At 36.1% G+C, this 24,951-nt stretch carries 21 protein-coding genes and 1 pseudogene; 19 read left to right on the top strand and 3 right to left on the bottom strand.

What is annotated here, in order from left to right; all coding sequences use genetic code 11:
• Positions 1-8: 8 nt before the first annotated feature.
• Positions 9-283, top strand: a pseudogene (locus IGI92_RS02815) (tyrosine-type recombinase/integrase); the annotation flags it as partial.
• A 356-nt stretch (positions 284-639) separates the two neighbouring features.
• Here IGI92_RS02815 and IGI92_RS02810 read toward each other — a convergent pair.
• Entirely contained in the window at positions 640-1,191 is a 552-nt protein-coding gene (locus IGI92_RS02810; RefSeq protein ID WP_430607965.1) for a hypothetical protein, read from the bottom strand.
• A gap of 263 nt (positions 1,192-1,454) precedes the next feature.
• On the opposite strand from IGI92_RS02810, the gene IGI92_RS02805 reads away from it, so the two are divergent.
• The gene (locus IGI92_RS02805; protein ID WP_430607964.1) at positions 1,455-2,879 is read left to right on the top strand and encodes a HEPN domain-containing protein; all 1,425 of its coding nucleotides are present in this window, start codon (positions 1,455-1,457) and stop codon (positions 2,877-2,879) included.
• A gap of 143 nt (positions 2,880-3,022) precedes the next feature.
• Here IGI92_RS02805 and IGI92_RS02800 read toward each other — a convergent pair whose 3' ends face one another.
• Positions 3,023-4,441 (bottom strand): LA2681 family HEPN domain-containing protein, encoded by a 1,419-nt coding sequence (locus tag IGI92_RS02800; RefSeq protein WP_430607961.1) that lies wholly within the window; start codon positions 4,439-4,441, stop codon positions 3,023-3,025.
• A 213-nt stretch (positions 4,442-4,654) separates the two neighbouring features.
• Between IGI92_RS02800 and IGI92_RS02795 the strand changes: the two genes are divergently transcribed.
• The 17 genes from IGI92_RS02795 to IGI92_RS02715 all read left to right on the top strand — a co-directional run bounded on the left by IGI92_RS02795 (position 4,655) and on the right by IGI92_RS02715 (position 23,467).
• Complete coding sequence (locus IGI92_RS02795) at positions 4,655-8,527, top strand: SpaA isopeptide-forming pilin-related protein (protein WP_430607959.1); 3,873 nt, start codon at positions 4,655-4,657, stop codon at positions 8,525-8,527.
• 168 nt (positions 8,528-8,695) lie between these two features.
• The gene (locus IGI92_RS02790) at positions 8,696-9,010 is read left to right on the top strand and encodes a YdcP family protein (RefSeq protein ID WP_430607957.1); all 315 of its coding nucleotides are present in this window, start codon (positions 8,696-8,698) and stop codon (positions 9,008-9,010) included.
• A gap of 19 nt (positions 9,011-9,029) precedes the next feature.
• The gene (locus IGI92_RS02785) at positions 9,030-9,389 is read left to right on the top strand and encodes a YdcP family protein (RefSeq protein WP_270790905.1); all 360 of its coding nucleotides are present in this window, start codon (positions 9,030-9,032) and stop codon (positions 9,387-9,389) included.
• 23 nt (positions 9,390-9,412) lie between these two features.
• Positions 9,413-9,697: a hypothetical protein gene (locus tag IGI92_RS02780; protein ID WP_430607954.1), complete on the top strand. Its 285-nt coding sequence runs from the start codon at positions 9,413-9,415 to the stop codon at positions 9,695-9,697.
• Between the two features lie 15 nt (positions 9,698-9,712).
• Positions 9,713-9,991 carry a hypothetical protein gene (locus IGI92_RS02775; RefSeq protein WP_270790907.1) on the top strand — a complete coding sequence of 93 codons (279 nt, stop codon included), beginning with the start codon at positions 9,713-9,715 and terminating at the stop codon, positions 9,989-9,991.
• A 39-nt stretch (positions 9,992-10,030) separates the two neighbouring features.
• Positions 10,031-11,422 (top strand): FtsK/SpoIIIE domain-containing protein, encoded by a 1,392-nt coding sequence (locus tag IGI92_RS02770; protein WP_430608479.1) that lies wholly within the window; start codon positions 10,031-10,033, stop codon positions 11,420-11,422.
• 183 nt (positions 11,423-11,605) lie between these two features.
• Complete coding sequence (mobT, locus tag IGI92_RS02765; protein ID WP_430607951.1) at positions 11,606-12,787, top strand: MobT family relaxase; 1,182 nt, start codon at positions 11,606-11,608, stop codon at positions 12,785-12,787.
• Entirely contained in the window at positions 12,784-13,077 is a 294-nt protein-coding gene (locus IGI92_RS02760) for a hypothetical protein (RefSeq protein WP_430607949.1), read from the top strand. The genes mobT and IGI92_RS02760 overlap by 4 nt, the downstream gene beginning before the upstream one ends.
• A gap of 61 nt (positions 13,078-13,138) precedes the next feature.
• A complete protein-coding gene (locus tag IGI92_RS02755; protein WP_430607946.1) occupies positions 13,139-13,276 on the top strand; it encodes a hypothetical protein in 138 nt (45 codons plus the stop codon).
• Entirely contained in the window at positions 13,273-13,494 is a 222-nt protein-coding gene (locus tag IGI92_RS02750; protein WP_137663415.1) for a hypothetical protein, read from the top strand. The genes IGI92_RS02755 and IGI92_RS02750 overlap by 4 nt, the downstream gene beginning before the upstream one ends.
• Before the next feature lie 12 nt (positions 13,495-13,506).
• Complete coding sequence (locus IGI92_RS02745; RefSeq protein ID WP_430607944.1) at positions 13,507-14,007, top strand: antirestriction protein ArdA; 501 nt, start codon at positions 13,507-13,509, stop codon at positions 14,005-14,007.
• Between the two features lie 78 nt (positions 14,008-14,085).
• A complete protein-coding gene (locus IGI92_RS02740) occupies positions 14,086-16,269 on the top strand; it encodes an AAA family ATPase (RefSeq protein ID WP_430607941.1) in 2,184 nt (727 codons plus the stop codon).
• 58 nt (positions 16,270-16,327) lie between these two features.
• Positions 16,328-16,723 (top strand): conjugal transfer protein, encoded by a 396-nt coding sequence (locus IGI92_RS02735; protein ID WP_430607938.1) that lies wholly within the window; start codon positions 16,328-16,330, stop codon positions 16,721-16,723.
• Positions 16,707-19,157: an ATP-binding protein gene (locus IGI92_RS02730; RefSeq protein WP_430607936.1), complete on the top strand. Its 2,451-nt coding sequence runs from the start codon at positions 16,707-16,709 to the stop codon at positions 19,155-19,157. The genes IGI92_RS02735 and IGI92_RS02730 overlap by 17 nt, the downstream gene beginning before the upstream one ends.
• 29 nt (positions 19,158-19,186) lie before the next feature.
• Positions 19,187-21,538 (top strand): CD3337/EF1877 family mobilome membrane protein, encoded by a 2,352-nt coding sequence (locus tag IGI92_RS02725; protein ID WP_430608478.1) that lies wholly within the window; start codon positions 19,187-19,189, stop codon positions 21,536-21,538.
• Positions 21,535-22,539: a lysozyme family protein gene (locus IGI92_RS02720; protein WP_430607934.1), complete on the top strand. Its 1,005-nt coding sequence runs from the start codon at positions 21,535-21,537 to the stop codon at positions 22,537-22,539. The genes IGI92_RS02725 and IGI92_RS02720 overlap by 4 nt, the downstream gene beginning before the upstream one ends.
• Before the next feature lie 16 nt (positions 22,540-22,555).
• Positions 22,556-23,467 carry a conjugal transfer protein gene (locus IGI92_RS02715; RefSeq protein ID WP_429974856.1) on the top strand — a complete coding sequence of 304 codons (912 nt, stop codon included), beginning with the start codon at positions 22,556-22,558 and terminating at the stop codon, positions 23,465-23,467.
• Between the two features lie 1,167 nt (positions 23,468-24,634).
• Here IGI92_RS02715 and IGI92_RS02710 read toward each other — a convergent pair.
• Positions 24,635-24,940 carry a hypothetical protein gene (locus IGI92_RS02710; protein ID WP_016620690.1) on the bottom strand — a complete coding sequence of 102 codons (306 nt, stop codon included), beginning with the start codon at positions 24,938-24,940 and terminating at the stop codon, positions 24,635-24,637.
• Positions 24,941-24,951: the final 11 nt, after the last annotated feature.

Here is a 24,951-nt window from a genome sequence, read left to right as displayed (position 1 = left end):
CAATTTTTTTTACAACACTTAAAAACTCTCCATACATTCCAAATACAGTGAATGATTGGTTAAGATATATTTTGAAAAAGTATATCTTACCTCACATTACGCCTCATGGACTCAGACATCCCATCCTAGTTTGTTATTAGAAGCTGGAGACTCTGTCAAGATAGTTCAACAACGATTAGGGCATGAAAATAGTAAAGTGACATTAGACATCTATGCACACATTACAAACAACGCCCCTAAGAAAACTGGTCAAGACTTTGCTGATATGATGGATAATCAGTAAAAAAACTGGTCATTTCTACTATCAAGACAAAACAAAAAAGCTAGAATCCTTATACATCAAGGGTTCTAGCTCATATAATAGGTTTACCCCACACTGCCTTCCAGCAAAAGGCTAGCTTTTTTCAGAGCTTCTGATAAGCTCTAATCGTTGGTATACCAGCATTCTAGATTTCCTGTGAATGCTGCGAAGTTCTAGTAATTTTTGTCAATTGTAGTTAGTTTTGATTTAGTTTCAATCTGTTTTAACCAGAAAAAATAAGGATATTTTGGATAAGTTTAGTAAGAAAATTGCGAGCTAGAACGAATACTAAAAATGGAAATCACTTATTTTTTCAAATAATTTAAAGTTTCTCCACTTTAAATTTTATTCTGCTTTTTTAAATACTCTATTAGGGGTAAAACTTCCAGATTTCCATCAGAAGTTTTTTCTACAATAAAGTGTTGATTTTTATTATCTGGAGTGTTATTAGCAATTTTATGCGCCATAATCAAAGCTTCTATATATTTTTCAACTTCTTCTGGAGAAAGTTCTTGATCAATAGATGCAATGATTTCTCCCGCATCAGTTTTAACTTTAATAACAGCATTTACGGGCTCCGGATCTTTATTGGCGCGTAAAATTTTAATATTACTTTTTCTAATTTTTTTTACTATAGTAACTAAACTATTTTTTAAAACATCATAGGCTGCGGGCATTAATACCCCTCCAACTAACATATTAAACAGGTTATTGTTTAATATGATCTCAATTCCGTCAAATATAGAGTTCTTGATACCACGTTGCTCTAAGAAAAAGATTTCCATATTATTTTCTTCAAAACTTTGTTTCAATTCTGTTCTCTCCTCCGGAGTGAGAAACATATCACCATTCATCAAGATCAACCTATTATAATTTGATTTTTTTTCCATAATTGCTATCCCCTCTTTTCTAGCTAAATTTATTATTTATTCTTATCAACATCTTTTGCTTTTAAGTATTTATAAAACAAAACGGCTATTACTATTCATTTTTGAATTTCTTATTCAAGAACTTTACCTTACTTATCTGGAAAAGGAATATTGTTACTGGTTAATAACATATTACTAAAATAACAGAAACCATTATGCCAGTAGATGTCAGACAATAAAAGCAGTATACTAAGTTTATTATAAAATCAAGGAGTCTATACAAAATGAAGAAATATGATAATAAAGTAACGATGTTAGAAGATTTTGAAATAAGAGGTTTATGGTACTTACCTGAATCAGATTTAAATGATGGTATTTACGGAACTTTAACATTTACTCCCAATATAATTTCATTAAAGTTAATGGGTAATCTTAGAGACTTATTTGATCAGAAAAATTTAGTTGATGATAAAGTAATCTACGGATTTTCCGAAAATGGGAAATATATATATTTGGACAGTTGCTTTATTACTAAACAAACCAACAATATGCCCGGTATTGGAATGTCAGAATATCAAGCAAATACCTTATTTATTTCTTCCCAGCCAATTTCTTTAATCAGCGACTTAATTATAACTAAATATAATTTCTCTTTTGATTCTTATGACAGTTGGGATAAAAATTCTCCAATTAAAATACTTATGAACACACCAGAAAACTCTGAATCAATAAATTACTCAAAAGATAGCTTAAAATCAATTGAAACTTCTCAGTTAATAAAAAACGATACAATGGAGTTTTCAAAAAAAGCTGTAATATCACGCAAACATATTGATGGATTTATAAAAATGGAAATATCTCTAAAAAAATATTTCGAAATAAAAATATTAAATAACAATGCATATTCTTTTGATAAATTAATAGATGATTTACACAGAATCAATAATTTTTATTCAATATTTTTCGGAAGAAGACTAAATAATGAATCCTTAAAACTATTTACAGATTCGCAAGAAATCTCCGTGTTTTTTAATCAAAGATTGTCAACTCCCCAAAAAATAGTTTTAGAATACGAAAAAATTCATGAATCAATTGATTTATTTTTTCATACATTTGAAAAAGAATATGATTCTTTAGAAGTAATTTTAAACACACGAGCTAATCAAGCTTTTAAAAATGGATTCGATTCTGATTTATTTATAGATACATCAAAAAATCTAGAAGTATTTGCAAGGCAGTATTTAAATATAAGACCTGAGCTACCTAGTAAATATGAAGAGATTAAAAATGAATTGTTTGATGTTTTAGATCAAAACCTAAATAGAAAAATCATTAATAAAGATGAATATCAGTTTTTTGAAAACAAAATAAATTTTGTGGGAGAACGAGCTTTGCGTTGGAAATTGACTAACTGCATAAAATTACTACCTGAAGAATTGCTACTTAAATTATTTGGCTCAGAAAATAGAGCGAAAATAATCAAAAACTTCTGTAGATCTGTAGCAGATACAAGAAACTATCTAACACATGGAGATTCATTATCTAAGTATAAATCAGCTATTACAAATACAAGAGAGTTATACTATGCAACTTTAAAATTACAATGTATTTTAGATGTACTTATTTTAAAAAAAATAGGTTTCGATGAATCAATAATTGCAAAAAGTATAATTAGGTACGATGGTCCATACCAAACACTTTTCTATTAAAGTTAATCTAGTAAAATGAAAGAAATTTTTTGAATCCTCCAATACCTATATTTAATTATCACGTGATGAGCTATAGCTAATTAATGATTTAGGTTAGCTCATTTTCGTTTTTTTCTACAGATGTAACCAAAATCAATATCACGCTAAAATAACTGATGATTCAAAAAGGTTACGTTAATATCTCTTAGACCAGTTTCTGGATCAATTAATTTACTCTCTACATCTAACAAACCAATTAGTGAAAGAAGCATATTTCTAACTAGCTGCATCAATCTCAAAGTTTTTGACTCTAGTAATTGTGGATCAATAAAGTATAGTTCTGAATTCTCAACAAAAGAAAATGCTTTATGTTCTAAGAAATTCCGATAGTCAGATAATTCTTGCGCATCTGGCAACAAATAATTTCTTAATTCCAAATCATTTTCATCTCGATATTCTTTTCTCATCCAGTAAAGATTAAAAAGAAATGTATTCTTATAATCTAACAGTTTATACCCATTTGAATCGCTGCATTTCCAAATGCTATTCATGTTAACTCTTCGCTCGTTATTATTCGGTGGAATTAATTGAAAATGTTTATATAAGAAAAATGATACCTTATCGAAAAACGAGAATAATAAGCAGAAGATATTGGCTAATTCATAATGATTTTCATTATCTTTGACAAGATGTTCGTATAAACCTTCTCTTAAGCCGATAAAATTGTTTAACATATTGATCAACATTACTTTAGATGTTTCTGGTATCCGTCTAGCTGTGCAAAATTCATTAATTCTTATATCAAACTTTGCTTCTTCGAAACACCAATAGTCATTTAAAAAATTTAGATATAAAACATTCATTACACACCAATTTTCATATCTTTCGTCATTAAAATCAATCGTCATTAATAAATTTGATGGACTGTAATGGGGATCGCCTCCTTGAGCAAGATTAGCTAAATATGACTTCTTTAAAGTATCGTATCTCAACATTCGAGTAAGGAATAGTTCTTCACCATTTTCTATTTCAGATATATCAATAGACCAGTATTCACCGTGTATATAGTTAAATATCTTATCTTGTTCATCAAAATCAATAAATGGTGAATGTTTCTCTAAGCAAAAAGCTCGATTGCCTCTAGCCATTGAAAAATCATAATCAAGTAATATTGCTTTATTAAAATAGTGTAAGGCATCAATTGTTCTAAAATGATTGCTTAATTCGTTTCCTAAATTCACATAACATCTTTTCATTATTTCATCAATGAATGATTCATCGTATCCCAAAGTATCTAAATTATTTTCGAAAATCTTTATCCCTTGTAGGTAACAGTATATTGGATAATAGTAATCATTAGCATTTCTAAATATAAACTCAATGTAGTCTTCTTGATTCAAGCTAGTATTTTTTTCGTAACACTCTGAAAAAAACAAACCCAAATTGTACAGAAAAGATATCTCCTCAGCCAGACTATTAAATATGTATATTTCTTTTTTGTATTGCTCAAACATTTTTTTCAAAAATTCAATTTCGTTCGAATTATCAAACATTTGATTGTAGTCAACTCGTATTTTTTCCATGTGCTTAGCACCTCGATTCTTTGTCAGTATAATTATCCTCTTATGTCACTACTAGCAATTAGTAATAATTTCTATTGTCTTTTGAATTTTCTGCTTGTCATATTTTAGATTAATTCTATTATAGTTTGATTGAATTAATTAATAAAGTATTCTCCTGAACATTTGTAAGATGAAAATAGCCTCACTATAAAATTTATGAAAGGAAGAAACATCGTGAAAACAAAAATGAACATTCTAAATAGAACCTTAAGGGTGCTGATGGTCTGCGTGACTTTTATCAGCACCCTTTTCACATCTTCAATTCCTACTTTTGCCAGTTCATTAAGTCTAGACGAGCCGACTAATTATTATTATACGGGAATCAGTCCTAACACAGGCTATTCAATGACTCATAATATCTACGTACTAAAAATGGATGGCAAAAAAGTCTTCTGCATTGAATCTGGCATCGTAGCGAATGGTGGCGAAGGCTACACACCTGAGTCCTATATCAGTACCAAAAAAGATAAGCTCTCAAAAATTGCTTATTATGGATATACAATAACTAATCAAAGTCACTACGACTATGCTGTAACACAAGCTATGATTTGGGAGGAATTAGAAGATCAGCGTCAAAGTACGTCGATTCCAAACTATGACCAACGCAAAGCTGAAATTATGGCGCTTGTTAATCGGCACGATACCCTCCCCTCTTGGAATGCTCAAACAGTCACCGTCAAAGCCGGGGATTCTATTACGTTAACCGATTCAAATAATGTGTTAGCAGATATGAGCTTAGAATCAAACAACACCAATGCAACCTTAAAACAAAACGCGAATAGCTTAGTGATCACTCCAAGTAAAGATTCTAACAATGGTAGTATTACCTATCGCAAAGTTCCGCAAAATAAAATTGGTACATCCATTGTCTATCGTAAGCCAAACGAACAATCCATGGTGGAGTTTCATTTAGACAGTGCCAAACAAGCCAGCGTGAAAGTGAATGTGATTAAGCTAGGCAATCTTCAAGTGACTAAAATTGATGAAGAAACTAGCAAACCTTTAGCAAATGCAAAATTGAAATTTGAATATAGCGGTACATCAAAAGAAGTGGTAACCGATTCAAACGGAGTAGCTACGATCAGAGATATTCCAGAAGGAACAACGGTCACCGTTAGTGAAGTAACTGCTCCCAATGGGTATGTGAATAAAGGTGAAATTAAAAAAATCACTATTAAACCCAATGAAACCATTACGGTAACACTTGGCAATAAAGAACAATTAGGGCAAGTACTGCTTGAAAAGTCTGGTAAAGACTTTGGTACCACAATGCCAAACGACTACTACTCTTTAGGTGGTGCGATCTATGCTATCTACAAAACGGACGGCACCAAGGTTTCTACCATGACCACCGATTCAAACGGTAAGACGACCTCTCTCCCCTTAATGCTGGGTAACTATTATGCCCTTGAAACAAAAGCACCTGCTGGTTACCAGCTAAACAAAGAGAAAATTCCTTTTGAGTTAACATATGCAGGACAAACCGTTGAAATCACCACCACCTCTATTTCCCAAGTAGAAAATGAAAAAAAAGGAACAGTGACCTTAATTAAGGAAGATGCTAAAACAGGTGCCAAAGCACAAGGTGCTGCAACGTTAGATGGCGCTGTTTACGAACTACGCCGGACGTCTGACAATCAATTAATCAAAGAAGTAACGATAAAAGATGGAACGGCAGTTGTTTCTGGCATTAATCTTGATGATTACTATTGGATTGAAACGCAAGCACCCGAAGGCTATTTAAAGGATACAGAAAAACACCCCTTCCAATTAACATATGCCGGACAAACCGTTGAAACGGCTGTCCAATCGACAACGGTCAAAGAAACAGTCATTACTGGTAGCTTTGATCTAGTCAAATTTGGGAACTATGACTGGTTGACCAACCTCTTTAGTGACAAAGAAATGAAACCGTTGGAAAATGTTGAATTTAGTGTCTACAGTGATACAACTGGGAAATTAGTGCAGAAGGACTTCACTGATAAGGAAGGCTACTTGAAATTTGCTGAGCTACCTTATGACACGTATACCGTGAAAGAAACAAAAACACCCGAAGGCTACAAAGCAACCGTTGATTTCAAGGTGACGATCCGTGAACAAAATGAAACTCACCACTACGCAATTGAAAACAAGGTCATTGAGGAAAAACTAAAAGTGGTGAAAGTAGACGCTGAAACCGGAAAAGTGATTCCCCGTGCGGACGCTGGTTTCCAGATTAAAAACCTACAAACAGGAAAATTAGTATCTATGCCAAAATCCAATGAAGACGGGAAAACCAATACCTTCTTTACCAACGAAGCAGGCTACTTACTACTTCCTCAAACCCTCTCTTACGGTGACTATCAACTAATCGAAGTCCAAGCGCCTGAGGGATACATTTTAGCGAAAGAGCCAGCGGAGTTTACAGTTGATGGTTCTCATAAGGATGGGTTAATTGAAATTTGTTTCAAAGATCATTCTCAAAAAGGCATTGTAGTTTTTACCAAAACAGGACAAACACCTAGTGGTGTAGAAATAAAAGAATCAGAATATGGACAAGTCTACGAGTTTAATTATGATTACACGCCAATTGCTGGTGTGACTTATCGCATTGAAGCTATTGCGGACATTACAACCAATGATGGGACAACTCGTGTGAAAAAAGGCGAAACAGTGGCGACCTTAACTACAGATGAACAAGGCGCATGGCGATCTCCAGAATTATATCTTGGCAACTACCAAGCGGTAGAAGTAGCCGCGCCAAACGGCTTTATTGTTGATCCCACCCCCATTCCTTTTGAATTAAAGTATGCTGGACAACTAGTGGAACTTACGTCTACTTCCCTTACTGCGACCAATGATTTCCAATCTTTAGACATTCAACTATTTAAAAATAAGGAATCAATCACGGATTGGAAGGAGAATCAGCCTGAAATTGAAGCTATTAAAGGTGATGGGCAAGTGTTCGGACTCTTCACCCGAGAGGAACAACAGTTGTCAGATAAGTTACAAGTACCAGCAGATTCCCTAGTTGGCTATCAAACGGTAAAAGATGGCGTTGCAGTGCTTGATTTGAAATTACCGGAAGGAAAGTATTACTTGAAAGAGCTGGACGCTGGAACAAATCATGTACTGGATGAGAAGGAATATGACATTGAATTTACAGCGGAAAATAATCACGCTACCTACCCAATTCACATTTATAACGATACAGTTACTTATGGTAAAGAGACTTTAGAACGAATCACTCGTCACCCAATTTTAAACAAACTGCATTTTAATGAGTTCACTATGAAGAAAGTCAATGAACATGCCAATTTTGATAAAGAACATGGGCTGTCCTTTACTTACGACACGCTAGGGGCTGATGCTGTCTTCACACTTGAAACCAAAGACGGTGAAATTATGCAGGAAGTCGCAATTGATAAAGACGGCTTAGGCGTATTTGAAACTATTCCTGTGGGCACGTTCTATTTAAAAGAAAAAGCGTCCTCTTCTGACAAGCTTATGTTATCTAAAGATGTGATTCGTATTGAATCAACCAAAGATGGGATCAAAGCTTATGACAAAGACAATCAATTATTAGGTGAAACGCCTGCACCATCAGAGGAAATCGAAGAACCCATTCTCTTTGAATTTACCAATTACTTAAAAAAAGGAACAGCTGAATTAACCAAAAAAGATGTTTCTACAGGAAAGGTACTACCAAATACCGGTATCCGGATCTTAAATGACAAAAAAGAAGTCATTGTTGAGGGGCGTACCAATGAGAAAGGTATTTTTACGTTTGAAAACCTCCCTATTGGCACCTATTACTTCCAAGAATTTGAAGCACCAGACGGCTATCGCTTAGATGAAACCCCGCTAAGATTTGACATCAAAGAAAATGGAAAGGTGGTGAAATGCGAAATGACCAATCAAAAAATTGACACTCCAAAAAGAACCGAACGTTTCCCTAAAACGGGTGCTACAACAAATACTGGTCTATTACTTATCGGGTTAGCTGCTGTTACGAGTGCGCTAGGACTATTTTATGCTCGGAAGAAAAAAGGGAAAATGACTAACTAGAATTTGATTCTTTTTTCAATTTTATTACTACCGCAGTGATCTTTTCTTATATGGAAGGATCACTTTTTTTATGGAAAGGAGATCGCTTATGTCCCCTATTCGTTCCCCCACTGACAAAGCATGTTTGAAAATGACTCTAAGATTAAAGAAAGAAACGAGGAAAAAACAATGGAATTAAAATATGTGATCCCCAATATAGAAGAAACATTTGGAATACTAGAATATGCTGGTGAAGACAAGGTAGAACAACGTCGGATCAATGGCAAACCTACCATTCTCTCACGTAGTTACAACTTATACTCTACAATCCAACGAGCGGACGATATTGTCGTCGTTTTACCTGCCGAAGCTGGTGAAAAATACTTTGAAGCAGAAGAAAAAGTACGCCTAGTTAATCCTAAGATTACTGCTGAAGGCTACAAAATCAATAACCGCGGTTTCACCAATTACATTTTAACCGCTGACAATATGGTAAAAGCCTAGAAAGGACAAGTAAATCATTATGAGATTAGCAGAAGGAATTGTTATTGAAAAAGAAAAAACATTTGGCACATTGAAGTTTTCCGCCTTACGACGTGAGGTGAAAATTGTGGATGAAGAAGGCAATGTAACTGAACAAGTCAAAGAACGTACCTATGATTTAAAGTCGAAAAATCAAGGACGCATGATTCAAGTCAGTATCCCCGCTTCTGCTGGCGAAAAGAATTTTGATTATAATGCCGAAGTAGAATTGATCAATCCAGTTGCCGATACTGTCGCTACTGCTACTTATGTGGGCGCAGATGTCGATTGGTACATTAAAGCAGAGGATATTCTTTTAAAACAAAAAAAGGTACTAACTGAGAAGCAACCCACTAAATAATTCTTAAGAAAGGAGACTTATTTATGAGTTTTGAAGGCAATCAACTCGCTATGGGATCAATTATCGGGTTAGATGATTTTTTCAAAGATATTGAAAAGACACTATCCTCTGAAGCCACACTAAATCCCGAACATTTGATCATGGAATTAATTGAACATAGTTTTGAAAAACGGGGAGAAATTGTCAGTTTGGTTATGAGTGAAGCATATAGTAAAACGCAAATATCAATAAGCTTTAATTTCGCTATCGGTACAGAATCATTAGAAGAATTAGTGATTATCTATCTCGGTTATCAAGAAGAAGCATAAAGGAGAAAAACAGTTATGAGTAAAACTTATTTAGTGACCTCGATTCTGGGAAGAGATGAATTTGAAAACGATATCGAACGTTTGGTGAAACCTGAATTTCGCTTTTATGCGGATGATATCTATGAAGAAATCAGTGAAAAGTGGAAAGAAGCAGTCGAAGAAGGCAGTCAGCTATTCACTTATCCAACAGTGGACGCTGAAAAGACGCTTGCCAATCAAGCCGTTGCGTTTAAATTTAATATCGAAGATGAAGATATGATATTAACGATTCGCTATGCAGGATGTGATGAATAATCATCATTGGCACTATGGAGAAAAGGAGGTATTTTTTTTATCCTTAAATATAAAGGCAAACGTATTCGAGCCAGCAATAAAAACTTGCTTTATCACACTATTCTTGGTGCTTTTGTAATGATTGCGCTACTAGTGATACTTCCTTTTCATTTGCGTGCTATCTTGCAGACAAATTGGGAAACTGTCACCTTGACAACAGTTGTCTCTCAACTTCAAACATCCTACTTTTGGGGTAGTCTCCTAACTGCCCTTTTTGTATGTCTACTTGTTGGTGGTTGGTATTATCGCTACCAGATTGATTCTATTAAGCAGCTGCAACACCGCCAAAAGTTGGCACGTATGATCCTACAAAATGGTTGGTATGAAGCCGAACAAGTTCAAAATGAAGGGTTCTTTAAAGACCTCCCCAGCTCTAAAAGTAAAGAGCGAATCACCCACTTTCCCAAGATGTATTACACGCTCAAAGACGGCTTAATTCATATCAATGTGGAAATCACCATGGGAAAATATCAAGACCAACTATTGCGCTTAGAAGACAAACTGGAAACAGGTCTGTACTGTGAGCTAGTTGATAAGGTCTTAAAAGAGTCTTATGTGGAGTATACCTTACTCTACGATACAATCGCTAATCGGATTAGCATTGATGAAGTAACCGCTGAAGACGGGCGTTTAAAGTTAATGGAATCCGTCTATTGGGCATATGATTCCCTGCCGCATATGTTAATTGCTGGAGGAACTGGTAGTGGGAAGTCTTATTTTATTCTGACGATTATTGAAGCTTTGCTTCATACCAATGCTAAGTTGTTTGTACTTGACCCCAAAAATGCCGACTTAGCTGATCTCGCCACCGTTATGCCCAATGTTTATTATAGAAAAGACGATATGTTAGCTTGCATCAATCACTTTTATGGAGAAATGATGGCTCGTAGTGTCGAAATGAAACATCACCCGAATTACCAAACTGGACAAAATTATGCTGCTCTTGATCTGCCCGCAAATTTTCTCATTTTTGATGAGTATGTTGCTTTTATGGATATGCTCGGTCGTGAAAGCCTTGAAGTCATGAGTAAATTAAAACAAATCGTGATGTTAGGTCGGCAAGCAGGCTTCTTTCTTATTTTGGCATGCCAACGTCCAGACGCAAAATATTTAGCGGATGGGATTAGGGATCAGTTTAATTTTCGCGTGGCTCTTGGACGTATGTCAGAGTTGGGCTATAGCATGATGTTTGGATCGGACACCCAAAAGCAATTCTTTTTAAAACCAATTAAAGGACGCGGCTATGTAGATGTAGGCACGAGTGTAATTAGCGAGTTCTATACACCCCTTGTTCCTAAACACCATGATTTTCTAGGAGCAATCGGTCAATTAGCCGCCAAAATGCAGGCTGAGCCAGTGGCGGACGAAGTGCAAGCCACTGGTTCAGACTAGCATCGATTGGTGTGGCGCCAGCCACGCCATTCTTTTAGCCCCCGATATCTAACAGGGGGGCACAAAAACAACCAAAAACCAATAATTTCATAACGAAAACCCTTGTACAACAGGTGTTTTAAACGATTGAAGCAGATGTCAACTAGCCCTTAATAGTTTACATCTGCTTTTTTGATTGGAGGAATGTGCATGACAAACACCCTTGGATGGGTAAAAGAAAAGCGACTGGCTTATGGACTTTCACAAAACAAACTAGCACTAGCAGCTGGTATTACGCGTCCTTACCTTTCTGCAATTGAAAATGGCAAAGCAGTTCCAACGGAGCAAATCCGCTCTTCCCTGTTTGATACATTAGAGCGATTGAATCCGGATGCCCCACTGGAACTGCTCTTTGACTATGTACGGATTCGTTTTCCAACGGTTGATGTGACACAAGTGTTAGAAACGATTCTTCACCTGAACATGGATTACATGCTTCATGAAGACTTTGCCTACTACTCTTATACTGAACAATACCGTTTTGGTGACATTACAGTGATGGCTTCGCATGATCCAACAAAAGGGGTGTTACTGGAACTCAAAGGCAAAGGCTGTCGCCAATATGAAAATTTTCTATTAGCACAACACCGAAGCTGGTTTGATTTTTTTAAAGACTGTTTGAATGCCCAAGGTATTTTTAAACGCTTAGACCTTGCGATTAATGATAAAACCGGCATGCTAAACATTCCTGCTCTAGCTAAGAAATGTCAAAGCGAAGAATGTATCTCGCTTTTTCGCAGCTTTAAATACTATCGCAGTGGTGAATTAGTCCGCCATGACGAAAAGACAGACATGGGCAATACCCTATATGTGGGTTCCTTAAAATCAGAAGTATACTTCTGCATTTATGAAAAGGACTACGAGCAATACGCCAAAAATAATGTTCCATTAGAAAAAGCGGAAGTTAAGAATCGTTTTGAAATTCGCTTGAAAAACGAACGAGCAAGTCATGCGGTCATTGATTTATTGACCCGTCAAGATGTCGAAAAAACTGCCTTTGAAATTATCAATCGCTACATTCGTTTTGTTGATAGAGACAAAAATATGCGACGTAGTGCTTGGTCAATGAACCAACAATGGGCATTTTTTATCGGCAAAGATCGTGGTGCCTTGCGCTTAACAACTGAACCAGAACCTTACACGTTTGAGCGCACGCTAAACTGGCTGCGTCACCAAGTCGCCCCAACGTTGAAAATGATCGGCACGATCGACCAATTAAATCAAACAGCCATCTTATCTGAATTGATCCATGAAGCCAAGCTAACCGAAAAGCATGAAAAACTGATCGAACAACAGTATTTAACCCGTGAAGATGTGATTCTATGAGTAGCCGTTTAACGGAAGAACTTGCCGCTCTCGGCTTTCTTTGTGGGATAGAAATGATTGTCTATAGTCAGAATACCAGAGCGTATACAATGTTGATTATTGAAGGAAGTCGTGCAGAAAATGAATCGCTCTATCGCTATGATTTTTACAAACAAACCTTTTCCCCTCATGGTTCAAACAAAGTTACTGTATATGGCGAAAAGCTAACAGCCCCACAATTGTTAAGGCGTGTGAAGCAGTATTTGAAAAACCGCAAACACTATTTAGAAAAACAAGCACCATTTAAATAGCAGGATATACCGTGACTTCAAGTATTAGAGGTCACTTTTTTTAATGAAAGGAGGATTTTTATTGATGTGGTTAGTGATTAGTCGATTCTTACTGATTGAACTTGGTGTCGCAATCGGCATAGCAATCATGTGCTTATTTCAAGTCAGCAAACGAACGGACGAACAAACGACCCAGATGAAATGGAGGAATGAAGAATGAATTTTGGACAAAATTTATATAACTGGTTTTTAAGCAACGCCCAATCGCTTGTATTACTAGCGATCGTAGTGATTGGCTTGTACTTAGGTTTTAAACGTGAGTTTTCTAAACTCATTGGTTTTGTGATTATCGCACTGATTGCGGTTGGTTTGGTCTTTAATGCAGGTGGCGTGAAAGACGTATTACTTAACTTATTCAATCGGATCATTGGCGCATAAGGAGGTGCGAAGATGGAAATGCAAGTCTACGTTGCTAATCTTGGCAAATATAACGAAGGAGAACTAGTTGGTGATTGGTTCACCCCGCCGATTGATTATGAAGACATGGCAGAACGAATCGGCTTAAATGAAGAATATGAAGAGTACGTCATTCATGATTATGAACTCCCCTTTGAGATTAGCGAATATACACCAATTAGTGAAATTAACCGCCTATGTGAAATGATCGAAGAAATAGAAGGCACACCGATATATGATGAATTAAGTGAAATTCAAGGTATGTGGTTCAATTCTTTAGAAGAATTGTTGGAACATACTGACGATATTATTTGTTATACCGATTGCGATTCTATGGAAGATGTGGCTGCTTATTACATTGAAGAAACAGGCGTACTTGGAGAAGTACCAGCAAACCTACAAAACTATATTGACTATCAAGCTTTAGGTAGAGATATGGAATTTGAAGGTAATTATCTGGTTACTTCGCATGGCGTGTTTGAGTATTTATCATAATCCTCGTTATATAATATTGTGAAATAACACAATTTGTAAGATAATGTGAATATAAACTTTGATAAGGGGGATAGAAATTTGATTCAAAACATTAAAATTCACAATGTCGCTACGTATACAAATCTTGTTGAAATAAAGCCTAAGAAATTAAATTTTTTTTATGGAAGCAATGGAAGTGGAAAAACAACTATTTCAAAATTAATAGATTCTATGCCACTACCAGATGATTGTGAAATAAAAGTTAATCATAATGATGATGTTAAGACTCTCGTCTATAACAGAAAATTTGTCGAGGATAATTTTAAGCAATCTGAGAATTTGAAGGGAATTTTTACACTAGGACAAGATTCGATTGAACAGCAAGATAAATTGAAAATACTGCAAAACGAAAATAGTGATAAACAAGCGCTTATTGATACCAAAACTCAGACCATTCAAAAATTTAATGCTGAGATTGAAGGCAAAAAAAATGAACTTACAGAAAAGAGTTGGGCAATACAGCAGGCAATTGGTGAAAGTTTCAGCAAAGCACTTGTAGGATATCGAAATAGTAAGCAGAAATTTTCTGGGAAATGTTTGTCTGTTTACGAAAAATGGGACAAGAATAGCGTGATAGAATTAGAGGAGTTGAAAATAAGGTACGATGTTGCTTATTCTCGCAACAGTACAATTTATCCCCTATTTCCTCTGATTAATATTGATCAAAGTTTAACATACGAAACATCCGATTTACTCGAAAAAGTTATTACTGGTAGTACTGATTCACCAATTGGTTTGTTAATAAATGCACTTAAAAATAGCGACTGGATTAAACAAGGGCTACACTTCATGAATAAAGCTGATAATAAATGTCCTTTTTGCCAGCAAGGAATTGACGATGACTTAAAACGAGAAATTGAAGACTATTTTGATGAAGAATATGAAATAGATTGCCAAAAATTAAATATTTTCATTTCAGAATATGATGCTTATTTTTCACAAGTGCTATTCAGCGTCAAAGAAATTATTGAAACGGACATACCTATAATTGATGTGACTGATTTAGAAGTAAAATATCAGCTTTTGGATAGTTTATTGGCATTGAACCTCAAAGAATTAGATAAAAAGAAAAATTCCCCCTCTAATAAAATAATGTTAGATACCGCAAAAGAATTACTCGAAGAAATTAATAGTATAATAGGCACATTTAATAGAGCGATTAAGTCCAATAATGAAATTGTGAGAAATCGGGAGCAGGAAATGAAAAATTGCGCAAATTTACTTTGGGATTATATTGCTTCAGAATTGAAAATAGATATAGATGCCTATTTAACATTTTTGCGAGGGAAAGAAAAAGCAAAAGAATCGATTAATGGACAAATTGACACTCTAAAAAAAGAAATTACAGAAAGCAAAGAGCAAATGGTATCTATTGAGGATTCTTTAACAAGTGTAGCTCCCACCGTTACAGACATTAATAATTTACTGGAAAAATTTGATTTCAGAGGATTTAGTTTAAAAGAAAATGAACAACTTAAAGGAACTTATGAAATTGTAAGAGTAGACGGTACTAATGCTAAAGATACTCTTAGTGAAGGAGAATACAATTTCATTACATTCTTATATTTCTACCATCTTGTATATGGTAGTCAAGAAAAGACAGGTATTACATCTGAAAAAATCATTGTGATTGATGATCCTATTTCTAGCTTAGATAGTAATGTACTGTTTATTGTAAGTACATTAGTCAAAAATTTATTAAAGGATTGCTATAATAATGAAAATGGTATTCTACAAACATTCATTCTTACACACAATATATATTTCCATAAGGAAGTTACTTTTTTAGGTAGCAGAGCTAGTTACTCTCCAGATGAGGTACTATTTGGTATTATAAGAAAAAAGGATAATGTTTCAAGTTTTATTGAGTGTCCCGATAATCCTATAGAGTCAACTTATCAATTATTATGGAGAGAATTATCAGAAGATAATCTATCTACTGTTACTTCCTTTAACACTATGCGAAGAATATTAGAATATTATTTCAAAATCATTGGTGATGTAGATTATGAAAAATGTGTAGATGAGTTTGAGGGACAAGATAAGCTAGTATGCAAGTCTCTAGTTTCTTGTATAAATGATGGTTCCCATTTTATTAGTGATGATTTTGTTATTACTTTTGATTATGAAAGCGTTGATAAGTACAAAGATATTTTCAGATTGATATTTGAAAAATTGGGTCATGAACCACACTACAAAATGATGATGAAAATTTCAGATTGACAAATGAAGAGTCACAACTGTGGCTCTTTTTCTATGCAAAAAGAATGGATGTGATAATTTGAAAAAAATTAGAAGTTATACCAGTATTTGGTCTGTAGAAAAAGTGCTCTATGCCATCAATGATCTACAACTACCCTTCCCTATTACCTTTACACAAATGACGTGGTTTGTGGTGTCATTACTGATGGTGATCCTCTTTGGTAATATACCACCTCTGTCTTTCATTGACGGGGCATTACTAAAATACGTAGGACTACCAGCAGCACTGACATGGGTTATGAGCCAGAAAACCTTTGATGGAAAAAAGCCTTATGGATTCTTAAAATCAATCCTCAGTTATTGGCTTCGTCCCAAGGTCACCTGTGCTGGAAAAACAGTGAAACTACAAAATCAGAAACTCAATGAAGCCATTACGATCGTTAGGAGTGAACTATACTATGGCATATCCAATTAAATATATTGAAGACAATTTAGTGTTCAATCATGATGGCGAATGTTTTGCTTACTATGAGCTGATTCCTTATAATTACAGCTTTTTAAGTCCTGATGAGAAATACCAAGTACATGATAACTTTCGTCAGTTAATCGCTCAGAATCGTGATGGTAAAATCCATGCTTTACAACTAGCGACAGAAGCCAGTATCCGAGCCACACAAGAAAGGTCAAAAGCCGAAGTCACCGGACGCCTAAAAGAGGTCGCCCATAAAAAAATAGACGAACAAACCGAAGCGTTAGTTTCTATGATTGGCAACAATCAAGTAAACTATCGCTTTTTTATTGGCTTTAAGCTGCTTTTAACGGAACAAGAACTTTCCCTAAAAAATGTACAGTCTAGTATCAAAACTGCTTTTCTAGACTTCTTAAATGGTGTTAATCACAAATTAATGGGCGATTTTGTTTCAATGCCTAAAGCAGAGATTGACCGTTTTGCGAAAATGGAAAAACTTTTAGCGAGTAAAATTTCTCGTCGCTTTAAAGCACGCGCATTAGATAAAAATGATTTCGGCTATCTCATTGAGCATCTTTATGGCAATCAAGGCACCCCCTTTGAAGAGTATGATTATCATTTACCTAAACGGTATCGGGATAAAGAAGTGCTCGTAAAGAAATACGATCTATTGAAACCAACTCGCTGTCTCATTGAAGAAAAACAGCGCTACTTGAAGTTGGAACATGAGGACAGCGTTACCTATGCTGCTTACTTTACCATCAACTCGATTGTTGGTGAGCTGGACTTTCCCAGTAGTGAAATTTTTTATTACCAGCAACAACAATTTACCTTTCCGATTGATACCAGCATGAATGTAGAAATTGTGGCAAATAAAAAGGCTTTATCGACGGTTCGCAACAAGAAAAAGGAACTAAAGGATTTAGATAGCCACGCATGGGAAAGTGACAATGAAACCAGCACTAATGTAGTAGATGCCTTGGAATCAGTCAATGAACTAGAAGCAACCTTAGATCAAAGCAAAGAAGCCATGTATAAATTGAGTTATGTGGTACGTGTGACCGCGAAAGACCTGGATGAATTGAAACGCCGTTGTGATGAAGTCAAAGACTTTTACGACGATTTGAGTATTAAATTGGTTCGCCCGTTTGGCGATATGCTGGGCTTGCATGGCGAATTTATCCCTGCTTCTAAACGCTATATCAATGATTATATTCAGTATGTCACTTCGGATTTTTTGGCTGGACTTGGTTTTGGAGCGACACAAATGCTTGGGGAAAATGAAGGAATTTATGTCGGCTATAATCTCGATACTGGACGCAATGTGTATCTAAAACCAAACCTTGCCAGTCAAGGCGTGAAAGGTTCCGTGACGAATGCCCTTGCGGCGGCTTTCCTTGGCTCTCTTGGCGGCGGAAAATCATTCTCTAATAACATGCTGGTTTACTACGCTGTGCTCTTTGGTGGTCAAGCCGTGATTGTTGATCCCAAAGCTGAACGTGGTAATTGGAAAGATACTTTACCGGAAATTGCCCATGAAATTAATATTGTTAATTTAACAAGCGAAGAAAAAAATAAAGGGTTACTTGATCCTTATGTCATTTTAAAACGCAAGAAAGATGCCGAAAGTTTAGCGATCGACATACTCACATTTTTAACTGGAATATCCAGTCGTGATAGTGAGAAGTTCCCTGTTTTACGAAAAGCGATTCGAGCAGTAACGCAAAGCAAGCAACGCGGCTTATTATTGGTGATTGATAAATTACGTAAAGAAAATACAGCGATTAGTCAAAATATCGCCGATCATATTGAAAGCTTTGTAGATTATGATTTTGCCCAATTGCTCTTTAGTGATGGTACCGTGAAACAGTCTATTAGCCTTGAAAAGCAGCTAAATATTATTCAAGTAGCGGACTTGGTCTTACCTGACTCGGATACTGGCTTTGAGGAATACACAACTATGGAGCTGCTTAGTGTCGCCATGTTAATCGTGGTTAGCACCTTTGCCTTAGACTTTATTCACTCTGATTGCTCTATTTTTAAAATCGTAGACCTTGACGAAGCATGGAGCTTCTTACAAATTTCCCAAGGAAAGACCCTCTCCATGAAATTGGTTCGTGCTGGTCGAGCAATGAATGCAGGGGTCTATTTTGTGACCCAAAATGCTGGAGACTTACTAGATGAAAAAATGAAAAATAATATTGGGTTGAAGTTTGCCTTTCGCTCAACTGATTTGGTGGAAATCAAGAAAACATTGGAATTTTTCGGGGTGGATGCCGAAGATGAGACGAATCAGAAGCGCCTACGTGAGCTAGAAAATGGGCAATGCTTGATGTCTGATATTTACGGTCGGGTTGGGGTGATTCAGTTCCACCCTATTTTTGAAGAACTCTTGCACGCCTTTGACACGCGTCCACCAATCCGAAAAGAGGTGGAATAATGAAGCATCATGAAGAAAAGAAACAACAAATGCAACAAAAAAAGCAGGCTAAAAGACAAAAGAAGATTCAGAAGAAAGAAACGGTCAAGCAGCTACCGTCATATAAGAAAATAGTTCTTTATTCTACTATAGCTGTGATTGGATTTGTGGCAGTTATCATTATCCTTGCCTGTCTCGGAACAGTAGCATATGCGGCTGGGCTAGTGGATGATATCATCAACACCGCCAATGAGTATTCCAAATATGGACTGGATAACTACCAGCTTGATTTTTACGTTGATAATTCTTGGGGTTGGTTACCGTGGAATTGGTCTGATGGCTTGGGAAAAAGCGTCATGTATGGCTTATATGCCATTACGAATTTCATTTGGACAATTTCTCTGTACTTGTCCAATGCGACAGGTTACTTAATCCAAGAAGCCTACCAGTTAGATTTTATCAGTGATACCGCCAATGCAATTGGAAAGAACATGCAGACCCTTGCTGGGATCACTCAAAATGGCTTTTCCAGTTCGGGGTTTTATGTTGGTTTCCTACTGCTCTTTATTTTAATTCTAGGAATCTATGTCACGTATACTGGATTAATCAAACGTGAAACCACCAAAGCCCTTCAAGCAATGATGAATTTCTTGGTGGTCTTTCTTCTATCCTCTTCCTTTATTGCTTATGCGCCTAGTTATATTGAAAAGATCAATGATTTTTCCAAGGATATCAGTACCGCTAGTCTTGAAGTTGGCACTAAAATCGTCTTACCAAATAGTAGTAGTCAAGGTAAAGACAGCGTAGAAATGATTCGTGATAGTTTATTTGCGATCCAAGTCAAACAACCATGGTTACTTTTACAGTACGGTTCAACAGATGTGGATAAAGGCAGAGAAGAAAAGCTATTAGCCGTCAGTCCTAATACTAATAATGGCAAAGACCGTGAAACAATAGTCATTGATGAAATTGAAAACCAAGATAATGCCAATTTATCGATTGCCAAAGTTATTAACCGTTTAGGTACAGTATTCTTTTTAGTTGTGTTTAATAGTGGGATTTCTATTTTTGTTTTCTTATTAACTGGCATGATGATCTTTTCCCAAGTACTCTTTATCATTTTTGCCATGTTCTTACCGATTAGTTTTCTGCTAAGCATGATCCCTAGTTTTGACGGGATGGGCAAACGTGCCATTACAAAATTATTTAATGTGATCATGACTCGTGCTGGCTTAACCCTAGTGATTACCGTAGCCTTTAGTATCTCTTCTATGCTTTATTCATTAGCTGGTTCCACGCCTTTCTTCATGACCATGTTTTTACAGGTTGTTACTTTTGCAGGTATTTACTTTAAGCTAGGCGATATTATGAATTTGTTTGCTTTACAAAGCAACGATTTCCAAGGCATGAGTAGGCAGCTACTTAGAAGACCACGTATGTTTATGACCCGTCAAAGTCGCCGACTTCAACGTACTATGCGGCAAGTCATGCATGGAAGTACGCGACAGGCATCAACGAAAGCTACGACCAACGGAACACCGGTACAAACGAACTCAGCTCTTCATAAACGAAACAATCAAAACAGGCAACAAAACGCAACTCCTCCAAATGATTCTAAGCATAAGCAGCAAAATTTAGGGGCAAAAACAGGGGCAGCCGTTGGCAATGTGCTAGATACAAAAAATCGAGCATTCAACAAGGCAACAAAACTAAAAGACACGATCAAAGACGCACCAACCAATGCGAAATATGCCATCTATCAAGGACAACGTGAGTTAGTGCGGAATGCCGCTGATTTTTCATCAACCCTAAATGACACCAGAACGCAAAAACAAACCGAACGAGAACTGCAGCGACACCAGCGACAAGCAACCATTACCCAACGACGATTAGAGATGGAAAAAGCCAAACAAGCAAGGCTGCAACCAGAACAACCGGTTAATACTGTACCAAAAAACCCAGCACACAAGCGACCCATGACAGCTAATCCGGCTAACCTAGCACCGGGATTGAAACCAAGCAATGTTCCAAGGAAAACGCCAAAAGCTTCCGAAAACCTTAGACCAGCTGTTAATCCTGTCGCGCCTAAAAAACCGTTCGCTTTACTGAAACCCGAAAAACGACTAGCACTACCAGAACCGAAGCCACCAAGACCTGCAACAATAGAAAAAAATACGGTGGTACCACTGGAACCAAAAACAACAAGACCCGCAACTACAACAAACAAGAAGCCTACACCAGCAGAACCAAACATACAAAGAACAATCACGGTACCCAAAAATACTGCTCCAACGAGCAACACACAACGTCTCTCTTCACAAAAACAACAAACAGTAACAACGAAACATTCGGCAAATAAAACGAAGAAAAGACAAAAGAATAAACCGAGGTCGAAGCTATGAAAGTACGTTATATGGCTATCATGGGTGTCGTCTGCTCGCTGTTCTTTAGCTTGTTATTGTTCTTTGTAGTAATTACAGCAGATTCCGAAGATCGCACAGCCAACCAAACAGCAGTAACTGGCGGTTTGAATGTTTCTCCCGAAGTATTAAAGCACAAAGCATTGGTTGAAAAATATTGTAAAGAATACGAAATTGAGGAATACGTGACTACTATTTTATCCATCATGCAAGTGGAATCCGGCGGTACTGCGGTGGATGTGATGCAAAGTTCAGAATCGTTGGGATTGCCACCAAATAGCCTAAGCACTGAGGAATCCATTAAACAAGGTTGTAAGTATTTTAGTGAGCTATTAGCTACTGCTGAGAAACTTGGCTGTGATTCCGATTCAGTGATTCAAAGCTATAACTACGGCGGTGGCTTCTTACCTTACGTGGCAGCGCATAGCAAAAAATACACTTATGAACTGGCAGAAAGTTTTTCAAAGGAAAAAGCTGGTGGTAAGAAGGTGACTTATACCAATCCAATCGCCATTCCGATTAATGGCGGTTGGCGCTTTGCTTACGGCAATCAATTCTACGTCTTATTGGTTAAGCAATATTTGTCCCCTGCTCACTTTGACAATAAGACGGTACAAACCATTATGGACGAAGCTCTGAAATATGAAGGCTTCCCTTATGTCTTTGGCGGTTCCTCACCAAGTACTAGTTTCGATTGTTCCGGTTTGGTGCAATGGTGTTATGCCAAAGCTGGCATTCAACTCCCGCGCACAGCCCAAGCCCAATATGACGCAACCACCCATATTTCATTATCCGAAGCGAAAGCTGGGGACTTGGTCTTTTTTCATTCGACTTATAATGCTGGGGAGTATGTCACTCATGTAGGGATCTATGTGGGAAATAATCGGATGTATAACGCTGGCGATCCAATTGGTTATGCCGGTTTGACAGACAGTTATTGGCAATCCCATTTGATTGGAGCAGGTCGGGTTATTCATAATTAAGAGAGGATTAGATGAAATGAAAATAAAAATCGAACGAACGGAAAAGCAACCAAAACCGAATAAGCAACAGAAAAAATCTACGATTAAGGTAGGCACGCATAAAAAGCTAACACTTGTTTTATGGTTTGTATTGATTGGTAGTGTCAGCTTCGGTATCTATAAGAATTTTACAGCCATCGATCGGCACACTGTGCACGAAAAAGAAGTGATTGAAACAAAGATAGTAGATACGAACCGGATTGAAAGTTTTGTGACGGCTTTTGCGACGGATTATTATACTTGGCAACAAGATCAAGCCGCTATTGATCGTAGAAATGAGCAATTAAAAAACTACCTTACCGAAGAGCTACAACAACTCAATCTGGAAATGGTACGTTCCGATATTCCTACCAGCGCTACCGTTCAACGTGTACAGATTTGGAGCGTCATGCAAGCCGATGATAAGGAGTATGACGTACTCTTTTCAGTAGAGCAACAGATAACAGAGGACAAGAAAGAAACTACTATCACTTCTACTTACAGCGTCCAAGTTTATATGGATAAGAATAGAAATCTAGTAATCACAAAGAATCCGACCATGGATAGTCAACCCAAGAAATCAACCTATCAACCAAAATCACTTGAAAGTGACGGTACCGTAGATGCTAGACTAACGACTGAACTCAATAGTTTTCTTGAAACATTCTTTAAGTTGTACCCAACAGCAACTGAAAAAGAACTAGCTTATTATGTCAGCAATGACGCGTTACCAGTGATTCAGAAGAACTATGTCTTTGCGGAACTAGTTAACCCAATTTACTCTAAAAAAGATAAACAGATTTTTGCAAGTATCACTGTGAAATACTTAAATCAAGATACTAAGACTACTCACCTTGCGCAATATGAGTTAATCCTTAAAAAGCAAGACAATTGGAAAATTATTAGGTAATTATCAGAACACCTCATTTACAGAAATATGGCAAATGAGGTGTTTTGTCACATTTTTTGATTACGCGCATTTAAGAATTTAGATTAAACAATCTTGCCCTTCTATACCCAACATATTTAGTGAAATAAATAGTAGCGTAGTGTGTATACTCAAATCAAACATTTCAGTTGTTTTTTTGATATTCATCGAATTTCCTCCGCTTTGTCACCATCATAACAAACCTTGGTCTTAGCTCCAGAGCAAGTGTTCTGTGGAAATTATTTGTCTATCATATTAAATCTATCACAAGATAAAACGCTTATACTTTAGAATAGATTGTAAGTTTTCGTTTTTGCTCCATCAAAAAGTATGTCGATCCATCGTATTGTTATATATATCTAATTTAAAGATACGATTTTTTACATTTTAATATTCATTATGCTTGAATAATGCTAAAATAAAAAAACGAAGAGTACCAGGCGCAGTCCAGAAAAACTTCCCCAAGTTTTCTGTGCCAGTACTCTTCTTAGATTAATGCATGTTGCTTACTCAGCCTACGTTATAAAATCTTTTTTTGCAAGCAATATACGCCACTGTACTAATTATGATTATTTGTCTTTTGTTTATCTAAAATCAGCAAATCACTGATATATTAACGTGTCAAGGTGTAGAAATAGTATTAATTGATCAAGCAGCGGTGCATAAATAATACTTAGGAATCCCTTACGTTTTTTCTGTTTTTACTTTTGTCTTCTTTAAAGTGCTATACTGGATAAGTACCATGAAAGTAGGTGTTCAAATATGAATACTAATTTTTACCCAGTTGAAGTTTTTAGTTCAGACTATCGTTTATATTCGTCAAAAGCAAAAACAAGTTTGTATGATTTTCAATCCAGACCGCCTTTGATCACCTCATTTGCCGTGTTAAATTTGAAAGAGTTGCGCAATATTCAACTCAAGTTATTTATTTACGATATTGATATCGAAAAATTTTCTACTTTAGAGGAAGCTAAATCTAGATGCAACTCTCTTATGTATAAATAATTTAACTAGCTGATTATAGCTAGTTTTTTTGTTTATCTATTTCTAATAAACTAAAACTAAACCCAAATGTTCATCGTTCATCCGCTTGATAAAAAGAAAAATCTAACGCTATACTTTTGATAATAGACTAAGAAGTTGATAGCTTTATCGAATGATACGAAAATATCTTCCGTCCGCTATTGGAGACTCGGATAAAATATATTTTTGGATGGTTCCTTTAAAGAGTTTTTCTCCTTCACAACAACTTTTTAAGGAAGTATACACCTTTTTCGAACCATCCAGATAATAAACAATGATCCCTTGAATCTGATTATAATTAATCGGTGAACGTCGAGTGCAAGAAAGCTGGTCTCCTAACAATTTCACCTGATTAACTATCACTGGGTCATTAAGCCAATCCTTGTTAAGTGTCAATTTTACAATTAACTGATGAATAGCTTCTTTTTGCATTTTATTCCTCC

Source organism: Enterococcus sp. DIV2379 (genome assembly GCF_050542965.1).
Lineage (GTDB): Bacteria > Bacillota > Bacilli > Lactobacillales > Enterococcaceae > Enterococcus_D > Enterococcus_D entomosocium.
Note: the sequence above shows the minus strand (reverse complement) of the source record. Positions and strands in the feature narration are given on the sequence as shown.